This window comes from Mycobacterium sp. SMC-4 (assembly GCF_025263265.1).
Taxonomy (GTDB): domain Bacteria; phylum Actinomycetota; class Actinomycetes; order Mycobacteriales; family Mycobacteriaceae; genus Mycobacterium.
In genome coordinates this window covers 3,629,661-3,648,408 of record NZ_CP079869.1, presented here as the reverse complement: position 1 = coordinate 3,648,408, position 18,748 = coordinate 3,629,661, and the positions used below count along the sequence as shown (strand labels likewise).

General features: G+C 61.3%; 17 protein-coding genes and 2 tRNA genes. 14 read left to right on the top strand and 5 right to left on the bottom strand.

The window, feature by feature from the left end; genetic code table 11:
* The first annotated feature begins 20 nt into the window (after positions 1–20).
* The 3 genes from KXD98_RS17240 (at position 21) to KXD98_RS17230 (ending at position 3,350) form a co-directional block, all read left to right on the top strand.
* The gene (locus KXD98_RS17240; protein ID WP_179964258.1) at positions 21–413 is read left to right on the top strand and encodes a holo-ACP synthase; all 393 of its coding nucleotides are present in this window, start codon (positions 21–23) and stop codon (positions 411–413) included.
* Positions 414–529: 116 nt separating this feature from the next.
* On the top strand, positions 530–1,882 hold the full coding sequence (locus KXD98_RS17235; protein WP_260759577.1) for a dipeptidase: 1,353 nt from the start codon (positions 530–532) through the stop codon (positions 1,880–1,882).
* Between the two features lie 76 nt (positions 1,883–1,958).
* Positions 1,959–3,350, top strand: coding sequence for an MBL fold metallo-hydrolase RNA specificity domain-containing protein (locus KXD98_RS17230; RefSeq protein ID WP_260759576.1), 1,392 nt, complete (start codon positions 1,959–1,961; stop codon positions 3,348–3,350).
* Positions 3,351–3,354: 4 nt separating this feature from the next.
* On the opposite strand, the gene bcp is transcribed toward KXD98_RS17230, so the two are convergent.
* Entirely contained in the window at positions 3,355–3,828 is a 474-nt protein-coding gene (bcp, locus tag KXD98_RS17225; protein WP_260759575.1) for a thioredoxin-dependent thiol peroxidase, read from the bottom strand.
* A gap of 97 nt (positions 3,829–3,925) precedes the next feature.
* Here bcp and KXD98_RS17220 point away from each other — a divergent pair, with 97 nt between their 5' ends.
* Both KXD98_RS17220 and KXD98_RS17215 read left to right on the top strand, forming a co-directional pair.
* Complete coding sequence (locus KXD98_RS17220) at positions 3,926–4,153, top strand: DUF3618 domain-containing protein (RefSeq protein WP_260759574.1); 228 nt, start codon at positions 3,926–3,928, stop codon at positions 4,151–4,153.
* A gap of 537 nt (positions 4,154–4,690) precedes the next feature.
* Positions 4,691–5,071 (top strand): hypothetical protein, encoded by a 381-nt coding sequence (locus KXD98_RS17215; protein WP_260759573.1) that lies wholly within the window; start codon positions 4,691–4,693, stop codon positions 5,069–5,071.
* A gap of 55 nt (positions 5,072–5,126) precedes the next feature.
* On the opposite strand, the gene KXD98_RS17210 is transcribed toward KXD98_RS17215, so the two are convergent.
* A tRNA-Lys gene (locus KXD98_RS17210) sits at positions 5,127–5,202 on the bottom strand.
* 157 nt (positions 5,203–5,359) lie between these two features.
* On the opposite strand from KXD98_RS17210, the gene KXD98_RS17205 reads away from it, so the two are divergent.
* The 7 genes from KXD98_RS17205 to KXD98_RS17180 all read left to right on the top strand — a co-directional run bounded on the left by KXD98_RS17205 (position 5,360) and on the right by KXD98_RS17180 (position 12,155).
* Positions 5,360–6,577: an Ig-like domain-containing protein gene (locus tag KXD98_RS17205; protein ID WP_260759572.1), complete on the top strand. Its 1,218-nt coding sequence runs from the start codon at positions 5,360–5,362 to the stop codon at positions 6,575–6,577.
* Between the two features lie 235 nt (positions 6,578–6,812).
* On the top strand, positions 6,813–7,961 hold the full coding sequence (locus KXD98_RS17200) for a site-specific integrase (RefSeq protein WP_260759571.1): 1,149 nt from the start codon (positions 6,813–6,815) through the stop codon (positions 7,959–7,961).
* Positions 7,962–8,104: 143 nt separating this feature from the next.
* A complete protein-coding gene (locus tag KXD98_RS17195; RefSeq protein ID WP_260759570.1) occupies positions 8,105–8,299 on the top strand; it encodes a helix-turn-helix domain-containing protein in 195 nt (64 codons plus the stop codon).
* A 220-nt stretch (positions 8,300–8,519) separates the two neighbouring features.
* Entirely contained in the window at positions 8,520–9,035 is a 516-nt protein-coding gene (locus KXD98_RS28575) for an AAA family ATPase (protein WP_396883224.1), read from the top strand.
* A gap of 133 nt (positions 9,036–9,168) precedes the next feature.
* Complete coding sequence (istA, locus tag KXD98_RS17190; RefSeq protein ID WP_260759569.1) at positions 9,169–10,686, top strand: IS21 family transposase; 1,518 nt, start codon at positions 9,169–9,171, stop codon at positions 10,684–10,686.
* On the top strand, positions 10,683–11,462 hold the full coding sequence (istB, locus tag KXD98_RS17185; RefSeq protein WP_260759568.1) for an IS21-like element helper ATPase IstB: 780 nt from the start codon (positions 10,683–10,685) through the stop codon (positions 11,460–11,462). Before istA ends, istB begins: the two co-directional genes overlap by 4 nt.
* A gap of 126 nt (positions 11,463–11,588) precedes the next feature.
* The gene (locus KXD98_RS17180; protein ID WP_260759567.1) at positions 11,589–12,155 is read left to right on the top strand and encodes a helicase RepA family protein; all 567 of its coding nucleotides are present in this window, start codon (positions 11,589–11,591) and stop codon (positions 12,153–12,155) included.
* Positions 12,156–12,443: 288 nt separating this feature from the next.
* Here KXD98_RS17180 and KXD98_RS17175 read toward each other — a convergent pair whose 3' ends face one another.
* Entirely contained in the window at positions 12,444–13,028 is a 585-nt protein-coding gene (locus KXD98_RS17175; protein WP_260759566.1) for a recombinase family protein, read from the bottom strand.
* Between the two features lie 252 nt (positions 13,029–13,280).
* A complete protein-coding gene (locus KXD98_RS17170) occupies positions 13,281–14,645 on the bottom strand; it encodes a Fic family protein (protein ID WP_260759565.1) in 1,365 nt (454 codons plus the stop codon).
* A gap of 385 nt (positions 14,646–15,030) precedes the next feature.
* On the opposite strand from KXD98_RS17170, the gene KXD98_RS17165 reads away from it, so the two are divergent.
* A complete protein-coding gene (locus KXD98_RS17165) occupies positions 15,031–15,774 on the top strand; it encodes a Dam family site-specific DNA-(adenine-N6)-methyltransferase (RefSeq protein WP_260759564.1) in 744 nt (247 codons plus the stop codon).
* Between the two features lie 194 nt (positions 15,775–15,968).
* Positions 15,969–18,116 carry a DGQHR domain-containing protein gene (locus KXD98_RS17160; protein ID WP_260759563.1) on the top strand — a complete coding sequence of 716 codons (2,148 nt, stop codon included), beginning with the start codon at positions 15,969–15,971 and terminating at the stop codon, positions 18,114–18,116.
* 543 nt (positions 18,117–18,659) lie between these two features.
* Here KXD98_RS17160 and KXD98_RS17155 read toward each other — a convergent pair.
* Positions 18,660–18,732 (bottom strand) — tRNA-His (locus tag KXD98_RS17155).
* Between the last annotated feature and the right edge of the window lie 16 nt (positions 18,733–18,748).

Sequence of the window (18,748 nt, the reverse complement as noted above, 5' to 3'; positions counted from 1 at the left end):
TGTGAGATAGCGTGCAGCCCGTGGCCATCGTCGGGATAGGAATCGATCTGGTCTCCATCCCCGATTTCGCCGAACAGGTAGATCGACCCGGCACCGTATTCGCCGAGACGTTCACCCCCGGTGAACGCCGCGACGCCGCCGACAAGAGTTCCTCGGCGGCACGCCATCTGGCGGCTCGGTGGGCGGCCAAGGAGGCGGTGATCAAGGCATGGTCGGGTTCACGGTTCTCCAAGCGACCGGTGCTGCCCGAGGGCATCCACCGCGACATCGAGGTGATCACCGACATGTGGGGCCGCCCGCGGGTGCGGCTGTCGGGGGCGATCGCCGAGCACCTCAAAGAGGTCACGATCCACCTGTCGCTGACCCATGAGGCCGACACCGCCGCAGCCGTCGCCGTACTCGAGGAGCGCTGAGTTCCTCGCGGCTGGGCTTTTCCTGCGCGAGCAGACGCAAAAGCCACCAAAGTCGCCGTATTCAGGGGCTCACGCGTCTGCTCGCGGAGAAGTGGTGACGTACTAATCTGGGCGGTATGACTGATCTGATCGCCAAGGTCTGCGACGTGCTGCCGTCGGTGCGCGCCGATCTCGAAGACCTGGTGCGCATCGAGTCGGTCTGGGCCGACCCGGCCCGCCGCGGCGAGGTCGCGCGCAGCGCGCAGGCCGTGGCAGACCTGTTGTCCGAGGCCGGTTTCGGCGATGTGTGCATTGTCGCCGAAGGCGGGGCCCCGGCGGTCATCGCCCGCCACCCCGCGCCCGACGGTGCGCCCACCGTGCTGCTCTATGCCCACCACGATGTCCAACCGGAAGGCGACTCCGGTCAGTGGCACTCGCCACCGTTCGAGCCCACCGAACGCAACGGCCGTCTCTACGGCCGTGGGACGGCGGACGACAAGGCGGGCATCGCAACGCATTTGGCCGCATTTCGGGCGCACGACGGTGAACCACCGGTCGGCGTCACCGTCTTCGTCGAAGGCGAGGAGGAGTCCGGATCCCCCTCGCTGTCGCGGCTTCTGGCTGCGCACCGCGACGAACTGGCCGCCGACGTCATCGTCATCGCCGACTCCGACAACTGGAGCACCGAGACCCCGTCGCTGACCGTGTCGCTGCGCGGACTCGCCGACTGCGTCGTCGAGGTCGCGACGCTCGACCACGGACTGCACTCCGGCATGTGGGGCGGGGTGGTGCCCGACGCGCTGACGGTGTTGGTGCGACTGCTCGCCAGCCTGCACGACGACGAGGGCAACGTCGCGGTCGCGGGGCTGCACGAGGCCACCGCAGCCGATGTCGACTACCCGCCCGAGCGGGTGCGCGCCGACGCCGGCCTGCTTGATGGGGTCAGTGAGATCGGCTCGGGCACAGTGACGCAACGATTGTGGGCAAAGCCGGCCATCACGGTCATCGGCATCGACACCACCTCGATTGCGCAGTCGTCGAACACCCTGATTGCCCGCGCGCGCGCCAAGGTCAGCATGCGGATCGCCCCGGGTGGTGATGCCGCGCAGCATCTGGCCGCGCTGACCCGTCATCTCACCGAGCATGCGCCGTGGGGTGCGCAGGTCACCGTCACACCCGGGGACCTCGGCGAACCCTATGCGATCGACGCCAGCGGCCCGGTCTACGAAGCGGCGCGCGCGTCGTTCCGCCAGGCGTGGGGCCGCGACGCAGTCGACACCGGCGTCGGCGGCTCCATTCCGTTCATCGCGGAGTTCGCTCGCGCGTTCCCCGACGCCAAGATCCTCGTCACCGGAGTCGAGGATCCCGACACCCAGGCGCACAGCGTCAACGAAAGTCTGCACCTCGGCGTTCTCGAGAAGGCGGCGACAGCCGAGGCGTTACTGTTGGCCGAGCTCGGTCGACGAGAAGGTCCCGTGGCCTCGCAGTAGTGCTGATCCGGTTGGCTTGTGCTCGTTTTCGGTTCAATGAACATCCGGTTGGTGGGGCTTCTGCAAGACTCGGCGTATGTCCCGCGCCGAGCGCCCATCGCGAGAAGCCGAGCTGACGTTCTGCGCGCTGGGAGCCGCCAATACGGTGACCGGTTCCAAGCATCTGCTGGAAGGTGACGGGCGACGAATCCTGGTGGACTGCGGTCTGTTCCAGGGTGTGAAGAATCTGCGAGAGCTCAACTGGGCTCCGCTTGCTGTCGATCCGGCCGACATCGACGCGGTCGTGGTCACCCACGCCCATCTCGATCACACTGGCTATCTGCCCCGCTTGGTGCGCGACGGGTTCAGCGGGCCGATTCTGTGCACCCGAGCCACTGCCGCGGTCACCGACATCATCCTGCGTGACAGTGCGGCCATCCAGGAGCGCGACGCCGACTTCCTCAACCGGCACCGCGCCACCAAGCACCACCCCGCCCTGCCGCTGTACGACAGCGACGACGCGCGGCGTGCCCTGGAGCTGTTCGTCACGCATCCCTTCGGCCGCGCAGCCGACTTGCCCGGGGGCGCGACGGTGACGTTTCGCCGGGCGGGTCACATACTCGGCGCGGCCACCGTCGACCTGCAGTGGCATGGCCGCCGCGTGGTGTTCACCGGAGACCTGGGCCGCTATGACGACCCGGTGATGCTCGACCCGGAGCCGGTGCCGTCGGCCGACTACCTGGTGGTGGAGTCGACCTATGGCGACCGCCTGCACGAGCATGTCGACCCAGTCGAGGCACTCGCCGAGACCGTCAACGCCACGGTGAGCCGAGGCGGCACCCTGGTGATCCCGGCCTTCGCGGTGGGCCGAGCGCAGGCGCTGCTGTACTACCTGTGGCGGCTGCACTCTGCGGGCAGACTGCCCAAGATTCCGATCTACCTGGACAGCCCGATGGCGATCAATGCGAGCAATCTGCTGGGCGCCCACCCTCACGATCACCGCCTGCCGCCGCAGGTGTACCAAGACATGTGCGCTTTGGCCACCTACACGCGCGAGCCCGACGAGTCCAAACAGATCTCGGCCAGCCGGGAGCCCAAGGTGGTGATCTCGGCCAGCGGTATGGCCACCGGCGGACGGATCCTGCACCATCTGAAAGCCTTTGCGCCCGATCCGCGCAATACGATCATGGTGACCGGCTATCAGGCGCCTGGGACACGCGGGCGCTCCATCGCCGCGGGTGAACGGTACGTCAAGATCCATGGCGAGTGGATTCCGATCAACGCGCAGGTCGCCAATCTGGCGATGTTGTCGGCGCACGCTGACGCCGACGAGCTGATGCGCTGGGCCGGTGGATTCGTCAGTGCACCCCGGCAGGTGTTCGTGGTGCACGGCGAACCCCAGGCAGCCGACACCTTACGTCGTCGGCTGGATCGGGAATTTGGTTGGCAAGCAACGGTTCCCAGGCAGAACCAGCTGTTCAGCCTGTAGCCTGTCAGACCGACAGATCGCGCCGCAGCTTGGCGACGTGTCCGGTGGCGCGGACGTTGTACTGCGCCACAGCGATGTTGCCTTTCTCGTCGACAACGAACGTCGAACGGATGACGCCCTGCACGGTCTTGCCGTACATGGTTTTCTCCCCGAATGCGCCCCACGCCTCGAGCACGGTGCGGTCAGGGTCGGACAGCAGCGGAAAGCTCAACTGCTCCTTGTCGCGGAATTTGGCCAGCTTCTCGGGTTTGTCAGGGGAGATGCCCAGGACATCGAGGCCCGCGTCGTTGAGTTCGGCGAGATTGTCGCGGAAATCGCAGGCCTGCTTGGTGCAGCCGGGGGTGGAGGCGGCCGGGTAGAAGTACACGACGACCTTTCGTCCCTTGTAGTCCGAGAGCTTGACGAGGTTTCCGTCGGCGTCGGGAAGGCTGAACGCGGGCGCCTTGTCGCCCACTTCGAGTCGAGGGGTCTGCGGCATGGCTGGGTGTTCTCCGATCTGTCGGCCGGGCGCCGCGGTGCGCGCCGGCTGATCTAGGGTAAGTCGGCAACACTGTTGAACGGGCGTGGAGGCAATCGTGGCGGATCGTGATACCGACACCATCAAGGCCGAGATCGATCAGGCGCGCGAGCAACTGGCGGTGACGGTGGACAGCCTCGCCGCCCGGGCCAACCCGCAGCGGGTGGTCGCCGATGTGAAGGCGGGTCTGCTGCGCTTCGTCAAGCAGCCTCCGGTGGCACTCTCACTGGCCGGGGTGGGCGTGTTGGTGCTGGTGGTGACCGTCCGCCGAACGCGCCGGCCCTGAGTCGGCTAACCCGGGGCGCGCCAGCGGTGGGTCAGCGGCGTCGTCCGGGCCGTAACCAGGACGAGAAGGAGAATCCGGGTGGGTTTGCCACCCGACCCAGTCGACTGCAGCTGTGCACGGCGATCGGACGTTGCCCTGCGGCGTCATCTATCGCGTCGCCACCGGTCACCGCCGATGCGGCCATTTCGCCACGCCCTGCCATCAGCTAATTCCCTCGTTCTGCGTATCCGGCTCCGTCGACCACTGCCTGGGAGCGTCTCAGCTAACTGTGACCTTAGCACCAGTTTCGGCTAATGCCCAGCGCAACTCAGGTATGAAGTTGTGTAGCCGTCGGCGGCCGTTACCAAACTTGCGGTTGCGCTGTGAGTTGCTTCCGGTGACCTACTCTGGCTTTCAGCACAGAAAAACTGCCGCGCCGACAATAACACGCAGTTTCGACGCGAGGGTCAATAACGCCACGCGTATGGTCGCTGGCACAACGCCGTGGTGCGTCCTTTACGCTGACGGCTGATTCCCGACGAGCAAAGGAGACGCGCCATGGCGTGGTTTCTGGCCCTGCAAGGGTCGACGCAGGCGAGCCACCAGGCATCGGTGTACGAGCTGCAGGACTCGACCGACATCGACCAGCTTGCCCAGGATCTCGTCAGCGCCGTCTCGCTGGACCGCGTCGTGCCGATCCCGGCGATGCTGCCGCAGAATGCCCGCAAACGGCAGAAGGTCACGCTGTATGTCCGCCCCTCGGAGTGGGGCATGTGGACGTTCTACGAGCTCTCCGAAGAGGATCGTCGGGCCCTGATGCGGGAGAACCCGCTGATGCAGGCGATCCAGCAGCATCAACGTGAGCACACCGGGCCGGGCGGCCCAGCCGTGAACCCGCTGCTCGGACAGCAGCCAGGTCCGGGGTCGCCGCGCATCTGAGCGCGTTCGGACGCCCTCGCAAACCACAAAAACCCCGCCTGAGCAGGGTTTTGGGTGGTGCGCCGTCAGGGTTTCGAACCCCGGACCCGCTGATTAAGAGTCAGCTGCTCTACCAACTGAGCTAACGGCGCGCGTGAGAGACGATAACAGGCCAAGCGCTGCGAGATGAAATCGCGTCGTCGGGTACTCGGCGAGCGACGTCGCGGTCGCGCGCCCGGTCGGGTTTGCCCCGTAGAATCAACGCCACAGTCCCAGGGCGGGTTCTTCGTATGCGAGGTGAGGGTATTTATGTGGCAGGTCAAGACAGCGGGCCGGCATCGACGGCGCGCGTGGTTGGCGACCGTGGCCGTGATTCCGGCTCTGGTCCTGGGCCTTTCGGCCTGTGGATCGGGCGCAGAGACCGCCCAGCCGGAGATGATCAGTGACAAGGGCACACCGTATGGCGATCTGCTGGTACCGCGGCTGAAGGCCTCGGTCGAGGACGGAGCCGTCGGCGTCAGCGTGGACTCACCTGTCACCGTCAGCGCCGAGTTCGGTGTCCTGGGCGCGGTGTCGATGGTCAACGAGAACGGCAGAACCGTCGAGGGCACGTTGTCCAAGGACGGGTTGACGTGGGAGACCGCGGAGCCGCTCGGCTACAACCGCAGTTACACACTGACCGCTGAGTCGCTCGGCCTGGGCGGGGTGACCACCCGGGAGATGAAGTTCGAGACGCACTCCCCGGAGAACCTGACCATGCCTTACGTGTCGCCGATGCAGGGCGAGGTCGTGGGCGTGGGGCAGCCGGTGGCCATCCGGTTCGACGAGAACATCCCGAACCGGATCGCCGCGCAGCGCGCCATAACCGTCAAGACCGAGCCGGCTGTCGAGGGTGCGTTCTACTGGCTCAACAACCGCGAAGTGCGTTGGCGTCCGGCCGAATACTGGAAGCCGGGCACCAAGATCGACGTGCAGGTCAACACCTACGGGGTCGATCTCGGCGACGGCCTGTTCGGCCAGGACAACGTGTCCACCAGCTTCACCGTCGGCGATCAGGTGATCACCACGATCGACGACAACACCAAGACCTTGACCATGCGCCGCAACGGTGAGGTGATCAAAACCATGCCGGTATCGATGGGTAAGAACAGCACACCGACCAACCAGGGTGTGTACCTCGTCGGTGATCGTCGGTCACACATGGTGATGGACTCGTCGACCTACGGTGTTCCGGTCAACTCGCCCAACGGGTATCGCACCGAGGTGGATTGGGCTACCCAGATCTCCTACAGCGGTATCTACGTCCACGCGGCGCCGTGGTCGGTCGGTAGCCAGGGCTACAGCAATGTCAGTCACGGCTGCATCAACGTCAGCACGTCCAACGGCAAGTTCTTCTACGACAACTCCAAGCGCGGTGACATCGTCGAGGTGGTGAACACGGTGGGTTCCACACTGCCGGGCACCGACGGCCTCGGCGACTGGAACATCCCGTGGGAGACGTGGAAGGCCGGTAACGCCAGCGTCTGACCCCGACCAGCAATACAGAGAACGCCGTCTACCTGAGTAGACGGCGTTCTCCGTTTCGGGGTGGCTGACGGGACTTGAACCCGCGACCCCCAGGATCACAACCTGACGGTAAAAATCCCATGAATGAGCAGTTCAAAAGTTATTTCTAGACGTCGATGCCGCAACCTTAGCTGGGACAGAAATGCCTGTTCAGAGACACAAAAGGACACATTAGCGTTGCGCTAAGGTTGCAAACGTGGCCCCACAGAAGACCGCCAGACGGCGGAGTTTCGGCACCCTGCGCACCATGCGGAACGGACGTGTTCAAGCGTCTTACATCTACGACGGCGACGGCAAGCGCTACTACGCGCTGCACACCTACGACAACCGCACCGACGCCGAAGGCTGGCTCGCGAATGAACGGAAGCTGATAGAGCTGGGAGAGTGGTCACCGCCGAAGTCGCGAGCCGAGCTGCGGGCGCTTACCGGAGTCACTCTCAACGATTACGCCGCGAGATGGATGGAGCACCGGGACCTCAGACCCAAGACGCGGGCCCTTTACAACCGACTACTTGATAGCCGGATCCTGCCCGGGCTGGGTGACGAGATCCTGAGGGCAATCACCCCGGCGCGAGTGCGGGCCTGGTGGGTCGATCTCGGCAAGAGGCTGGAGACGCCGACAAGCAATACGCAGGCATACCAGCTTCTCAAGGCGATTTACAACACCGCTCTGGAGGACAAGGCTGCGACCGAGAACCCCTGCCAGATCAAGACCGCTGGTAAGCCGCCGAAGGCCCGCGACGTGAGGCTGTTGACTCCTGCAGAGGTGGACAAAGTCGCCCACTCAGTGCCGGAGGTATACCGGGCAGCTGTGCCAGTCGCTGCATGGTGCGGCCTGCGCTTCGGGGAACTGATCGAGTTGCGCCGGAAGGACGTGCACGATGCCGACGACCGCATGGTGCTCAGGATCCGGCGAGCCGCAACCCTCGTGGAGAACAAGTTGCAGGTGGGTCCCCCCAAAACTGACGCCGGTATCCGCGACGTGACCGTGCCGCCTCACGTCGCCAAGCAACTCCGCGAGCATATGCAGAACCACACCGGCAGGGGGCCCGAGTCGTTTGTATTTACCACCACGCGCGGCCAACGGTTGTCTGCGACAGCGTTCAGGAAATCGGTAAAAAGCGGGTTTGCGGCGGTAGGCAAGGGGGACATGCGTATCCAGGACCTGCGCCACGTCGGAGCGACGCTGGCCGCGCAGGCCGGTGCGACGACCAAAGAGCTGATGAGTCGGCTGGGGCACACCACGCCAGGGATGGCAATGCGCTACCAGATCGCAGCCCAAGAGCGCGACGCAAAGATCGCAGACGCAATGTCGGAGTTGGCCGCAGCGCAGTCGAATCGGTAACGCTGAGTCCGGCCGTTCCCATTCTGGGCTGCCTACCATTTTCTGCGCGGGTAGGAAAAGTCCCCTGACCTGTGATTACAGGATGACCATATGGTGCTGACGTCCGAGCAATCGTGTGAGACAGCGATTTAGAGTAGGGAACCATGAGCACAACCACCACCGCACTTCCGCCCAAGCCGTCGATTAAGCAGGGGGCGGACTGGTTGGGCGTGAGCGAGAAAACTATCCGCCGGTACATCTCACAGGGGCGAATTAAGGCGGTAAGGGTCGGGCCGCGACTGATCCGAATTGACCGGGATTCCCTTCTGGCACTGGCAACCCCGGTGGGATGCGCTTGAAAACACGCCGACTGTCAGCCGAGACAGTCATTCACCGCAAACGTGGCCATTCTGGCGAATCAAGGTGACAGAGGGCCGGCCAGAAACCGTGTCCGTAGAACTGCCGTCTTGCCGTCTTGCCGTCTTGCCGCCTTGCGCTGGACTTAGCAAACAATAACGGAGGGCCATAGCGCCCAGAGGAGTCGAAGTGGCCGAACCACACCTACGCAAAGCGTGTGAGATGGCAGTCTCAAGGCCAGTGACCTGGCGGCTAGCGCCGGGTTATTTGGCTGCGGGCAAGGTTAACTTTCTCGTCGGGGGCGAGGGAATCGGGAAGTCCCTCTGGACTACTCGTGCCATCGCTTCCATTACGACGGGCACGCCATGGGGCCCTTTCACCATCGCGGGTGATGCGGCAGACACCATCCTTGTCGCCACTGAGGACGGTTGGGAGGACACCGTCCGCCCCCGACTGGAGGTGGCGCAGGCTGACCTGGCCCGCGTTCACGTCTTATGTGCCGATGAAGACGGCACTGGCGTGCCCACATTCCCCGAGCACATGAGGGCATTACGCGGTACTGACATTACGCCCAGCCTCGTCGTTGTCGACGCTTGGATCGATACCGTATCTGGGGGGCTCCAAGTCAAGGATCCGCAGAAGGCTCGCGTGGCTGTCGGCGGACATGAAAAAATGCCCGCAGGCGGACATGAAAATGCCCATGCGCGGCCAATAAGAACTGCCCACTGGCGGACATGAAAGTGCCCGTTGGCGGCCATGAATCTGCCCAGACCGCGTCATCCCGCTCCGGCGCGCCAAGCGACGGGGCGGCCTCTCCTGCGGTTTCGATGTCGATGCCAAGTCGAACCGACAACCCCAGGAGAGACCTACTTTGAAGTCTGACGGAGAACTCATGGAAATACTCAATGCCTACGACCTGACCGGGTCCTACCGTGCTGCCGCCGAGCTGTGTGGGTGCTCGCACCACACCGTCAAGAAGGCCGTCGAGGACCGCGACGCTGGTCTGCCGCCGGCGACCCGGCGGGCCCGGATGATCGACGACTGGCGCGATCTGCTGGAGGGCTGGGTGTCTGATTCGAAGGGCAAGATCCGCGGCGACAAGGCCCACGACAAGCTGGTGGCGCTGGGATACACCGGTACCGACCGCACCACCCGCCGAGCGCTGGCCGAGATCAAAGCCCAATGGCGACTGGGCAATACGCGCGTGCACCGGCCGTGGATCACCGAGCCGGGACTGTGGCTGCAGTACGACTTCGCCGACGGCCCGCTGGTGGCCGGCCGCAAGATCGTGCTGCTGGTGGCGTGGCTGGCGTGGAGCCGCTACCGGGTGGTGATCGCCTTGCGCGACCGCACCGCACCCAGCGTGTTCGCCGGCCTGGACCGCATCTTTCGCATTATCGGGGGTGCCCCGACCTATCTGCTGACCGACAACGAGAAGACCGTCACGACCGGACACATCGCCGGAGTCCCGGTCCGCAACCGGGCCGCGGTGACCTTCGGCCGCTATTACGGCATCTCGGTGCTGACCTGTGAGCCGGCCGACCCGGCCTCCAAAGGTGGGGTGGAAAACGCGGTCAAGCTCGCCAAGGCCGACATCGTGCCCACCGATACCAACCTACTGCCCCAGTACGACTCGTTCGCCGACGTCGAGGCGGCGTGCGCCGGGTTCACCACTGAGATCAACGCCCGGACCCACCGCGCCACGGGTCGCCGTCCGGCCGAGATGCTCACTGCAGAACGCCCGGCCCTGCACGCCATCCCCGATCTGCCGCATACCGCCGCGCTGGGGGTGACCCGCCGGGTTCCCGACAACACCCCGATGGTCACCTTCAACCACTGCCAATACTCGCTGCCGGCAACACTATTGGGACAGACCGTCTGGATCCGCTATCACGACGGGACCGATGAGGTGGTGATCTGCGCTCTCGATGACGGCGGCCCCGTGGAAGTGGCCCGACACCACCGCGCCACCCCCGGCAGTCCCGCCATCGACGATGACCATTTCCCCGACCACCGCGACAAGGTTCCCGGTGATTACCGGGTGCGGGCCCGCACCGTCAGTGAGCAGACCTTCCTCGCACTCGGGCCGGGTGCGGCGGTGTGGCTCAAAGAAGCCGCCGCCGTCGGCACCGAACGCATCCTGCAGAAGATGGCCCACGCCGTCGAGCTCTCGGCGTTGGCCGGTCGCGCTGATGTGGACTGGGCGCTCGGGCATGCCGCCGTGCACGGCCGCTTCGCTACCGGTGATCTCGACTCCATCCTCGCCGCCAAAGGCCTGGACCTAACTCGGCGTGGCGCCGGTGAACACACCTCGCTGGCGCAAGGCACCAGTGGGTGGAACCTGTTCGGCCGCACCATCATCGATGCCGGCGAGGCGGGCATCGCATGACCACCACCACGATCACTACCGCACCGTTGCCGGCCGAGGTGGAGTCGTTGATGCGTGCGTTGCGGTTGCCGCACGCCCGAGCCGTCGCCGCCGACGTGCTGGCCACCGCCCGCGCCCAACGCTGGGACCCCACCGAAGTCATCAAAGCCCTGCTGACCGAGGAAGCCGCCGGCCGGGCCCGCTCCATGCTGGCCTCCCGCCGCAAAGCTGCCGGCTTCCCGACCGGCAAGACCTTCGACGCCTGGGACCCGACGGCGTCATCGATCCCGTTGCCCACCCAGCAGGCGCTGCAGACCCTGGAATGGGTCGGGCGTCGGGAGAACCTGGTGGTCTGCGGGCCCGCCGGCACCGGCAAGACCTTCTTCCTCGAAGCCCTCGGGCAAAAGGTCATCGAAGCCGGCATGCCAGTGGCGTGGTTCACCCTCGAGCAGATCGGAGTGCTGGTGCGAGCGCACCGCGCCGATGACACCCTGGGCAAGGCCGTGGCCAAGATCGTGCGTGCTGAGCTGGTCGTCATCGATGACGTAGGACTGTTGCCGGTCGGCGCGGATGCCGCTGAAGGGCTCTACCGCATCGTGGAGGCGGCCTACGAACGCCGCTCGGTGGCGATCTCGTCGAACCTGCACCCCAGCGGATTCGATGAGCTCATGCCCAAGACGCTGGCCACCGCGACCGTGGACAGGCTGCTGCACCACGCGCACCTATGCCAAACCAGCGGCGATTCCGTGCGCCTGGCCCAAGCCCTGCACGGGAAAGGAGTCCACCCCTTGACCTGACCGACCCAGCCGGTGGCGAACACACCCTCATGGGCAGATTCGTGTCCGCCACCGGGCAATTCTTAATGGCCACCTACGGGCAGTTCTCCTGTCCGCCCACGGGCACTTTCAAATGTCCATTGACACGTGGCTGTCTCCCCGTGGAAGGCTTACGCCGCAGAGACAGGCGCGGCTGTTCTTCTCGTCGCTCACACCAATCGTGCAGAGTCACAGGACATCCGAAATACCTACGGTCTATCGGGCGCGCTGCGACAAGTGGCTCGCGGGACCATGTATGCCCTTGAGGATCCCAACAGCAAGGAACTGCTGGTAGGTCCTGAAAAGAGCAACCTTGGCGGCAAGGGTTTGGCTTACCGTTTTACACGGGTGCCGGTCCAGCACTTCCAAAAGTCAGTTGACAGCGACGGAACAGTTGCACGTCTGGAGGCCGTAGGCGAGAGCAACGCAACTATCCAGGACATACTGGCCGCGCAGGTACAGGCAGCTAAGCCGGAGCCACAGAGTGCAGCTATCGACCAGTGGCTGAAGGGCGTTCTGGCAGAAGGCCCACTAGCGTCCAAGGACCTGGTGGAACTTGGCGAGCTGGAGGGCTACAGCCCTGACAAGATCCGCCGTGCGGGTGAACGAATCGGCGTCACGCGGAATAAAAGCGGCAACGGCGGCTGGACCGTGAGCCTTGCCGCCGACACCTAGCCAGGCAAGACTGCAAGATGGCAACCCGGCAGAACCATCGGCACCATTTGAAATTGAGAGCGTCAACGGAACTGTCTCGGAGAGAGAAGCGTTGATTTGCAGGAGGTGTCGGGCCATCGCCGTTCAAGGGGTACCCCCCAGGCAACAGAGCCCTCAGAGATAAATCTGTAGCTTTGGTGTCGCGATCACTGTAAGCACCCAACTGCGTTGCGCCTTCACGTAGGCTCTGTATTCCCTGCATGTAACTGTTCAGAAGGTTCGGCCTGGCGGGGCAATACACGTTGCACTCTAACTACTCTCGGCGAGCACGCGGTAAACCGTTGCACGAGAAACTCCTAACGTTGACGCAATAGTGGTCGCTGATTCGCCAGAGGCATGCATACGCACGGCCAGCGCCGCCTTAGAGGCATCAAGAGCCTTCGGTCGGCCGATGTGTTGCCCGCGAGCTTTGCGGGCCTCTCTCGCGGCCGTACGGCGTTCACGGCCAAGTTCGAGTTCTAGTTCCGCGAGGCTCGCCAGCACTCCTGCCACCATGCGACCGGTCGCGTTCGAGGTGTCGATTCCCTCGCGTAGTGATCTCAAGACGATGTTGCGCTCGCCTAGCTCGCGGATGGTCGTCATGACCTCGGCTGCATTCCTCCCCAATCTGTCGATACCGACCGTCACGATTGTGTCGCCGGGGCGGGCGTAATCGAGCAGTCCGGCTAACCCCGGTCGTTGCTCGCGGGTCGATGTGCCTGACAACGTGTCGGTGTAGACGCGCTGCGGGTCCACTCCGGCCGCCGCGAGTGCATCGAGTTGTTGATCCAGCGATTGATGGCCGGTGCTGACTCGTGCATAGCCGAGCTGGGTTCCCGTAACGGTTGGGGTCATGAAGTTAGAATGTCGCATAAGTCTCAGAAGCGCAAGATATGAGACGAACGTTTTGAGGCATATTCTGAGACAGCGCGAACTTGGTTTCCCTGTCTTTAGGCAGCTGATTCAATCCAGTGTCCGAATCTAAAGATTTGAGACAGTGCTCAGTGTAAGGGGGCTGCAGTTGGAGTCGGCTCTAAGAACTCCAACCGCCGAGGGCAGCGCGGGCGGCATCGGTCCGTACCGGTAATCGGCAATGGGGATTGACCGCTACTTCGGTATCTCTCCACGGGAGAATGCTTGACCGATCTTCTCCGCTATGTAGTCAGCCGAATCGCTGATCCCGCCCTTCTTCAAGGCAGGTACGGCGGCATATACGCGAGATGAAATGTCCGGCACGATGACAACTTCGCCGAGTCCTCCGAGTTCGGACTCGGAGGTTCGGCGGTACGGCTCGGTGCGGTCGCGTTGGCTTCGTACGGAGAAGTACATCGCCGGTTCACGCTTGGGCCCCGGTATGGCACGGGCTGTACGCCATGACGAGTATCCGAGCCAAATCAGTAGCTCGCAGCCTTCTTGATTCGTAAGGCGCAGTAGCCACATGTTGCCGGTTGAATCCCCCTCTCTGAGAAGCTCGTAGGACGTGCGATCCACTTGGCCGACCTGTTCAACGCGGATCCCGTACACACTCAGCCCGGCGACGAGTGACTCGATGAAGTCTGAAAATACGCGAAGCCAGAACTCGTACATCGAATTGCCGCGCCGTTTCACCTCGTCGTTGAAGATCTGACGTAGAAAGGCTGGCTTTTCCATCTGACGCATCAATCGCTTTTGTGCGCGGACAAACACGCCTGCGAATGGCAGGATGTCACCACCGTCGTCGCTCAAAGCAAGGGCATCCAAGTAGGTTCCGCGGTCTGCACCGTGACGGACGATTACGGGCGGAAGACCCAACTGCGACATGAGCATGTTCACGACAACGCGTGCGGTCCGTCCGTTGCCATCGTTGAAGGGGTGGATGTGAGTGAGCCATCCGTGTATTACTGCGGCGTGCAGCACTGCTGGCATGCAGTCGCGCTTCGATTCGCACCAGTCGACCAAATCGGACATCAAGCGGGGCACTTCAAGTGCATCGGGTGGACGGTGGCGCGAGCCTTCAATCGCCACGTCACCTGTCCGGTACGCACCTGCTGCGTAAGTGCCGGTCTCGATCATTGAGTGCAGCGTTCTTATGTCGGCCTGTGACAAGAGCCTGCTTGAAGCACGCTCTGCGATTCGCTGCGCTAGATCGCGAGCGGCGTTTAGACCGACAACGTCCAGGACCTTCCTTTCCGAGGTCAAGCTGGACAGCAGCATTCCCTTCTTCACGACGGCAATTGCGTCGTCGGCTAGAGGCGATGTCAGAATCGAGTAGGTTCCTGGCAGGTCAGTGCCTACGCCTTCTAACGCGTTGCTTTCGTATACCTCGGTCGTACGGATGTTTCGTTTCTGTTCGATGAACAGCTTCGCCTTACGTAGTTCAGTGATGACTAGTGTGAGCCTGCGCGACAGGTCGCGTTGGATGTCGATGAGCCGCACGATTTCGGAGGCGGCATCCCGGTCGTCTGACAGCGAGTAGGGACTCCCGTCGAGCATCTCGGCGAGAGTTTTTGAAAGGGATTCACCTGTTCTAGTGATTGGCGCTCCAGCAAAATTCGGTCGAGATCGGGTCCGGCATCGGGAATCTTAGTCCTTGATGAAGCCCTCTCCGTATCCGTTATCGCAACTCCAGTGTGATCGGGCCAGGTGACCTCAAGCGCGGAAACACAACGGCCGGTATCAGGCCGACGCATGGCTGAGAGACGGTAGGCGGAGCCGCCTCCCGACTAAAACCGCACGTGACACGCATAATTAGATCAGGTGACGTGTCGGCAGGGCAGGATACGATCGCCCGGTGTCGGGGGTTTCTAGTGAAGTCGTTAGCCCATTCCTACGTTGGGCCGGCGGCAAACGATGGCTAGCGCCCATCGTTCAGGATCTCGTGGGAGGGCTGGACTACAGGAATTACCACGAACCGTTCCTGGGGGCCGGTTCGATCTTCTTTGCCCTGAACCCCCAGCGTCACGCATACCTGTCTGACCTTAATTCGGAGTTGATATCGACCTACGAGGCCGTTGCCCGTAACCCGAGCGGAATCGCGACGAGGCTGCTGTCGCATCCGAACACCGCGGAACACTACTACCAAGTGCGAGGCACCCGCACCCGAGGATATCTTTCGCAGGCCGCTGCCTTCATTTATTTAAATCACACTTCATTTAATGGCCTCTATCGTGTGAATCTGAACGGCCGCTACAACGTTCCTTATGGTCACCGTAAACATCTCAGGATTCCAGACACGGCGCACTTGCTGAATGTATCGCGGCGATTAAGAAACGTAACTCTTTCAACCCAAGACTTCGAAAAATGTATAGCGAAGGTGAGAGAGCGCGATCTGGTGTTCCTCGACCCCCCTTATACGGTGGCACACAACAACAATGGTTTTGTCAAATATAACCAGCGTCTGTTCGCCTTCGAGGATCAAGTACGTCTTCTCAGGACCATAAAAGAAATCGACAATCGTGGTGCGTATTACGTTCTCACAAACGCAGCTCATGAATCGATTCTCGAGTTATTCGGACATATGGGACGATACATACATGTAGCTAGAAAGAGCGCGATAAGCGCCTCAGCTTCCGCCCGCGGACAAGCGCAGGAATTTTTGTTTACAAATATCGCGGAAGGCTAGGCACTTTGACTAAGCATGACCCACCAGGGAGCCTAATTAGAGACCATTTGATGCCCATCTCTGGGATAAAGCGCGCTACCACAGAGCGTCTAAAGGACCACACCGCACTAACAATCTCACCGAGTCTTGAGGCCGCTTACTTGGAGGAAGGTTGGACCCGCGACGTAGGCCGGAAACTCAAGAGGTCGGTCAGGATGCGGAAACCGAAGTCGCATGACCGAGCCTTCGAAGACAAGGTCTGGGCGACGATGGCCAAGATGGGTTTTACTTTCCTGAACCGGGATAGAAATCTCAAGATAAGTTACGGCGACCTACCGACTGAGAAGAAGCAGATCGATGTATTCGCGGCAGATGACGAAGTGGTCCTCATCATCGAATGTCGTTCTACTGAGGCTCAGACCTATAATCAATTTAAGGACGAGGTGGAAGCGATCCAAGGGCGCCGGCCTGGATTGCTCAAGACGATCAAGAAGGAGTTTCCTGACCACAAAGTGAAGTTTCTCCTCGCGACGAGAAATTACCAGCTGAGTGAAAACACCTCCGAACGCATACGTAATGCCGACATCATCCATTTAGACGAGGAATCGATCGAATACTATCTCGAAATGGCTGGCCACCTCGGTACTGCTGCGAGATTCCAATTGCTGGGTGCCATACTGGCAGGCACTAAAGTACCGGGTTTGGAAATAGCAGTTCCCGCCGTGCGGGCCTCCATGGGGCCGTACAAGTACTACTCATTTGCAATCCAGCCAGCTGTGCTACTAAAAATCGGATATATCCTCCATCGGCATCATGCTCACAACGATATGCTGCCTACCTATCAGCGAATACTTCAAAAGGCTCGATTGCGGAAAGTGCGCGATTTCGTGCAGACGGGTGGCGTTTTTCCTAACTCGATAATTATCAGTATTAAGTCTGGGCGTAGAGACTTGCAGTTCGATCTAAAGGGGAGTGGAGGCGGTAGTTTCGCTGCGGGGCTTCTGCACCTCCCAAGAAACTACCAATCGGCCTACATAATTGATGGTCAGCATCGGTTATACGGATACGCTGGCTTACCTCAAGCTGAGACAGACCTAATTCCCGTGATTGCGTTCGTCAATCTGCCCCAAAAGGAACAGGTCCGTTTCTTTATGGATATTAACGAGAATCAAAAAGCAGTGCCGAAAAACTTGAGGAACACTCTAGATGTCGAACTACTCTGGAACTCGGCGGACCTTACTGAGAGTGCTCGAGCGTTAAAGCTGAAGATAGCGCAGTTTATGGGTGAACATAACAGCTCTCCGCTGAAGTCACGTGTGGTGGTAGGTGAAGATGCGAGAACAGAACTCCGATGCATCACTCTCGAAGCGATCAAGCGCGGCTTGGACAAAGGCAATCTGATTGGCGAGTTCAGAAAGTCTTCAATCGTCCGTAACGGAACTTTCTACCGCGGATCAAATGACGCGACTTACAAGCCACTGTCGACGTACCTTGCCGAGTGTATGGGTTTTGTGAGAGATGCACTCCCAGATCAGTGGTCGATCGGGGGACAAGAGGGCGGGTTTGTATTCGTAAACAACGGAGTCGAGGCGATTCTGTCAGTTATCAGTGACATTACTGACCATCTGGTCGACACAGATCCAGATTTCAAGCCGCAAACTATGGACAGCCGCGAACTGGCTGCGCATACGTCGTACTATTTGGACCCGATGATCGAGTATCTCCAAGGAGTTTCTCCAGAGGACGCCCAAGTATTCAAGAGGTCATACGGTTCAGGAGGATCAAAGAAACTATGGAGAGCGTTGCAGCTAGCGATTCGTGAATCCCGTCCTGACTTCGATCCGCCAGGCCTCAGCGAATACCTGAAGGATGAGACGCGACAGTTCAATAATGAAGCGTTTGCGATGATTCAGGCTCTTGAAGAGTTTCTTAAAGAAGACGTTCGCAACCAACTGGAGCGAGCTTACGAGGGTGATTGGTTGAAACGCGGCGTACCCCGTGATGTCCGTAGGGATGCAGGGCAACGGGCGTTGGAGAAGAACATTGACGCTGAACCCGGTGCTGAGGTTGAGGAGTGGGATTGTCTTTATCTAGTGGATTACCAAAAGATAATGCGATTCAGCAACGAGCAATGGAAGACTCTATTCGAGAAGCAATATACGAAGCCGGGCGAGGAGCACGCCAAAGGGGGTTGGAAAGAACGGACGTCATGGTTGAGTCGACTCAACGAGATTCGTAAGAAAACGCATCATGTTGGTCGCCGTGACGCTGGTAGCGCTGTGACGGAGAACGAGTTTGCGTTTTTGTCCGACCTCACGAGTTGGCTTATTAAGGGAGATATCGATAACACGCTGCCCGGCTAACTGTATGCCATTTCTCCCGGGTCTGGCGACTCCCCGCTCAGTTTGTGAGGGGTGAGGATTACGCAACCCGCGATAGTTTTAGAGGCTTCATTACGGGCGGGGAACGCTGTTCATCCCGAACACTGCAAGCCACGACGCGCCCCTCTTCGGCCTTGGTGAACGGTTGCACGCACACGTCCCAAGTTGGCAAACTAATTCAACGTTACAGACCATCAGAGTTGGTCCGCCTGGATCCGGAAGCACGCTGATAGCACCGATCCGATCAACGGGTCGCTACGTCTACTCCGCGTAACGTCCGCCAACCACAACGATCTCGAACCCCATATGAACGGCTGGGGCACCTACGGCCCACACCGGCGGTAGCCCGCATCGGACATCCCTAGTTCGACGACACGCTAACCGTCCGGAGGGGCCGAGACGCGAGTGCGGTCCAAAAGCCGACCTGCAAGGGTATCCGGCGTCGATATCGAAGGTTGCAACAAGGTTGCAACGGCTCTCCAGAACGCAAATGGTGGGAGGGTAAAAATACCCTCCCACCTGCAGGGTGGCTGACGGGACTTGAACCCGCGACCCCCAGGATCACAACCTGGTGCTCTACCAACTGAACTACAGCCACCATCGCCGCGTGAGCG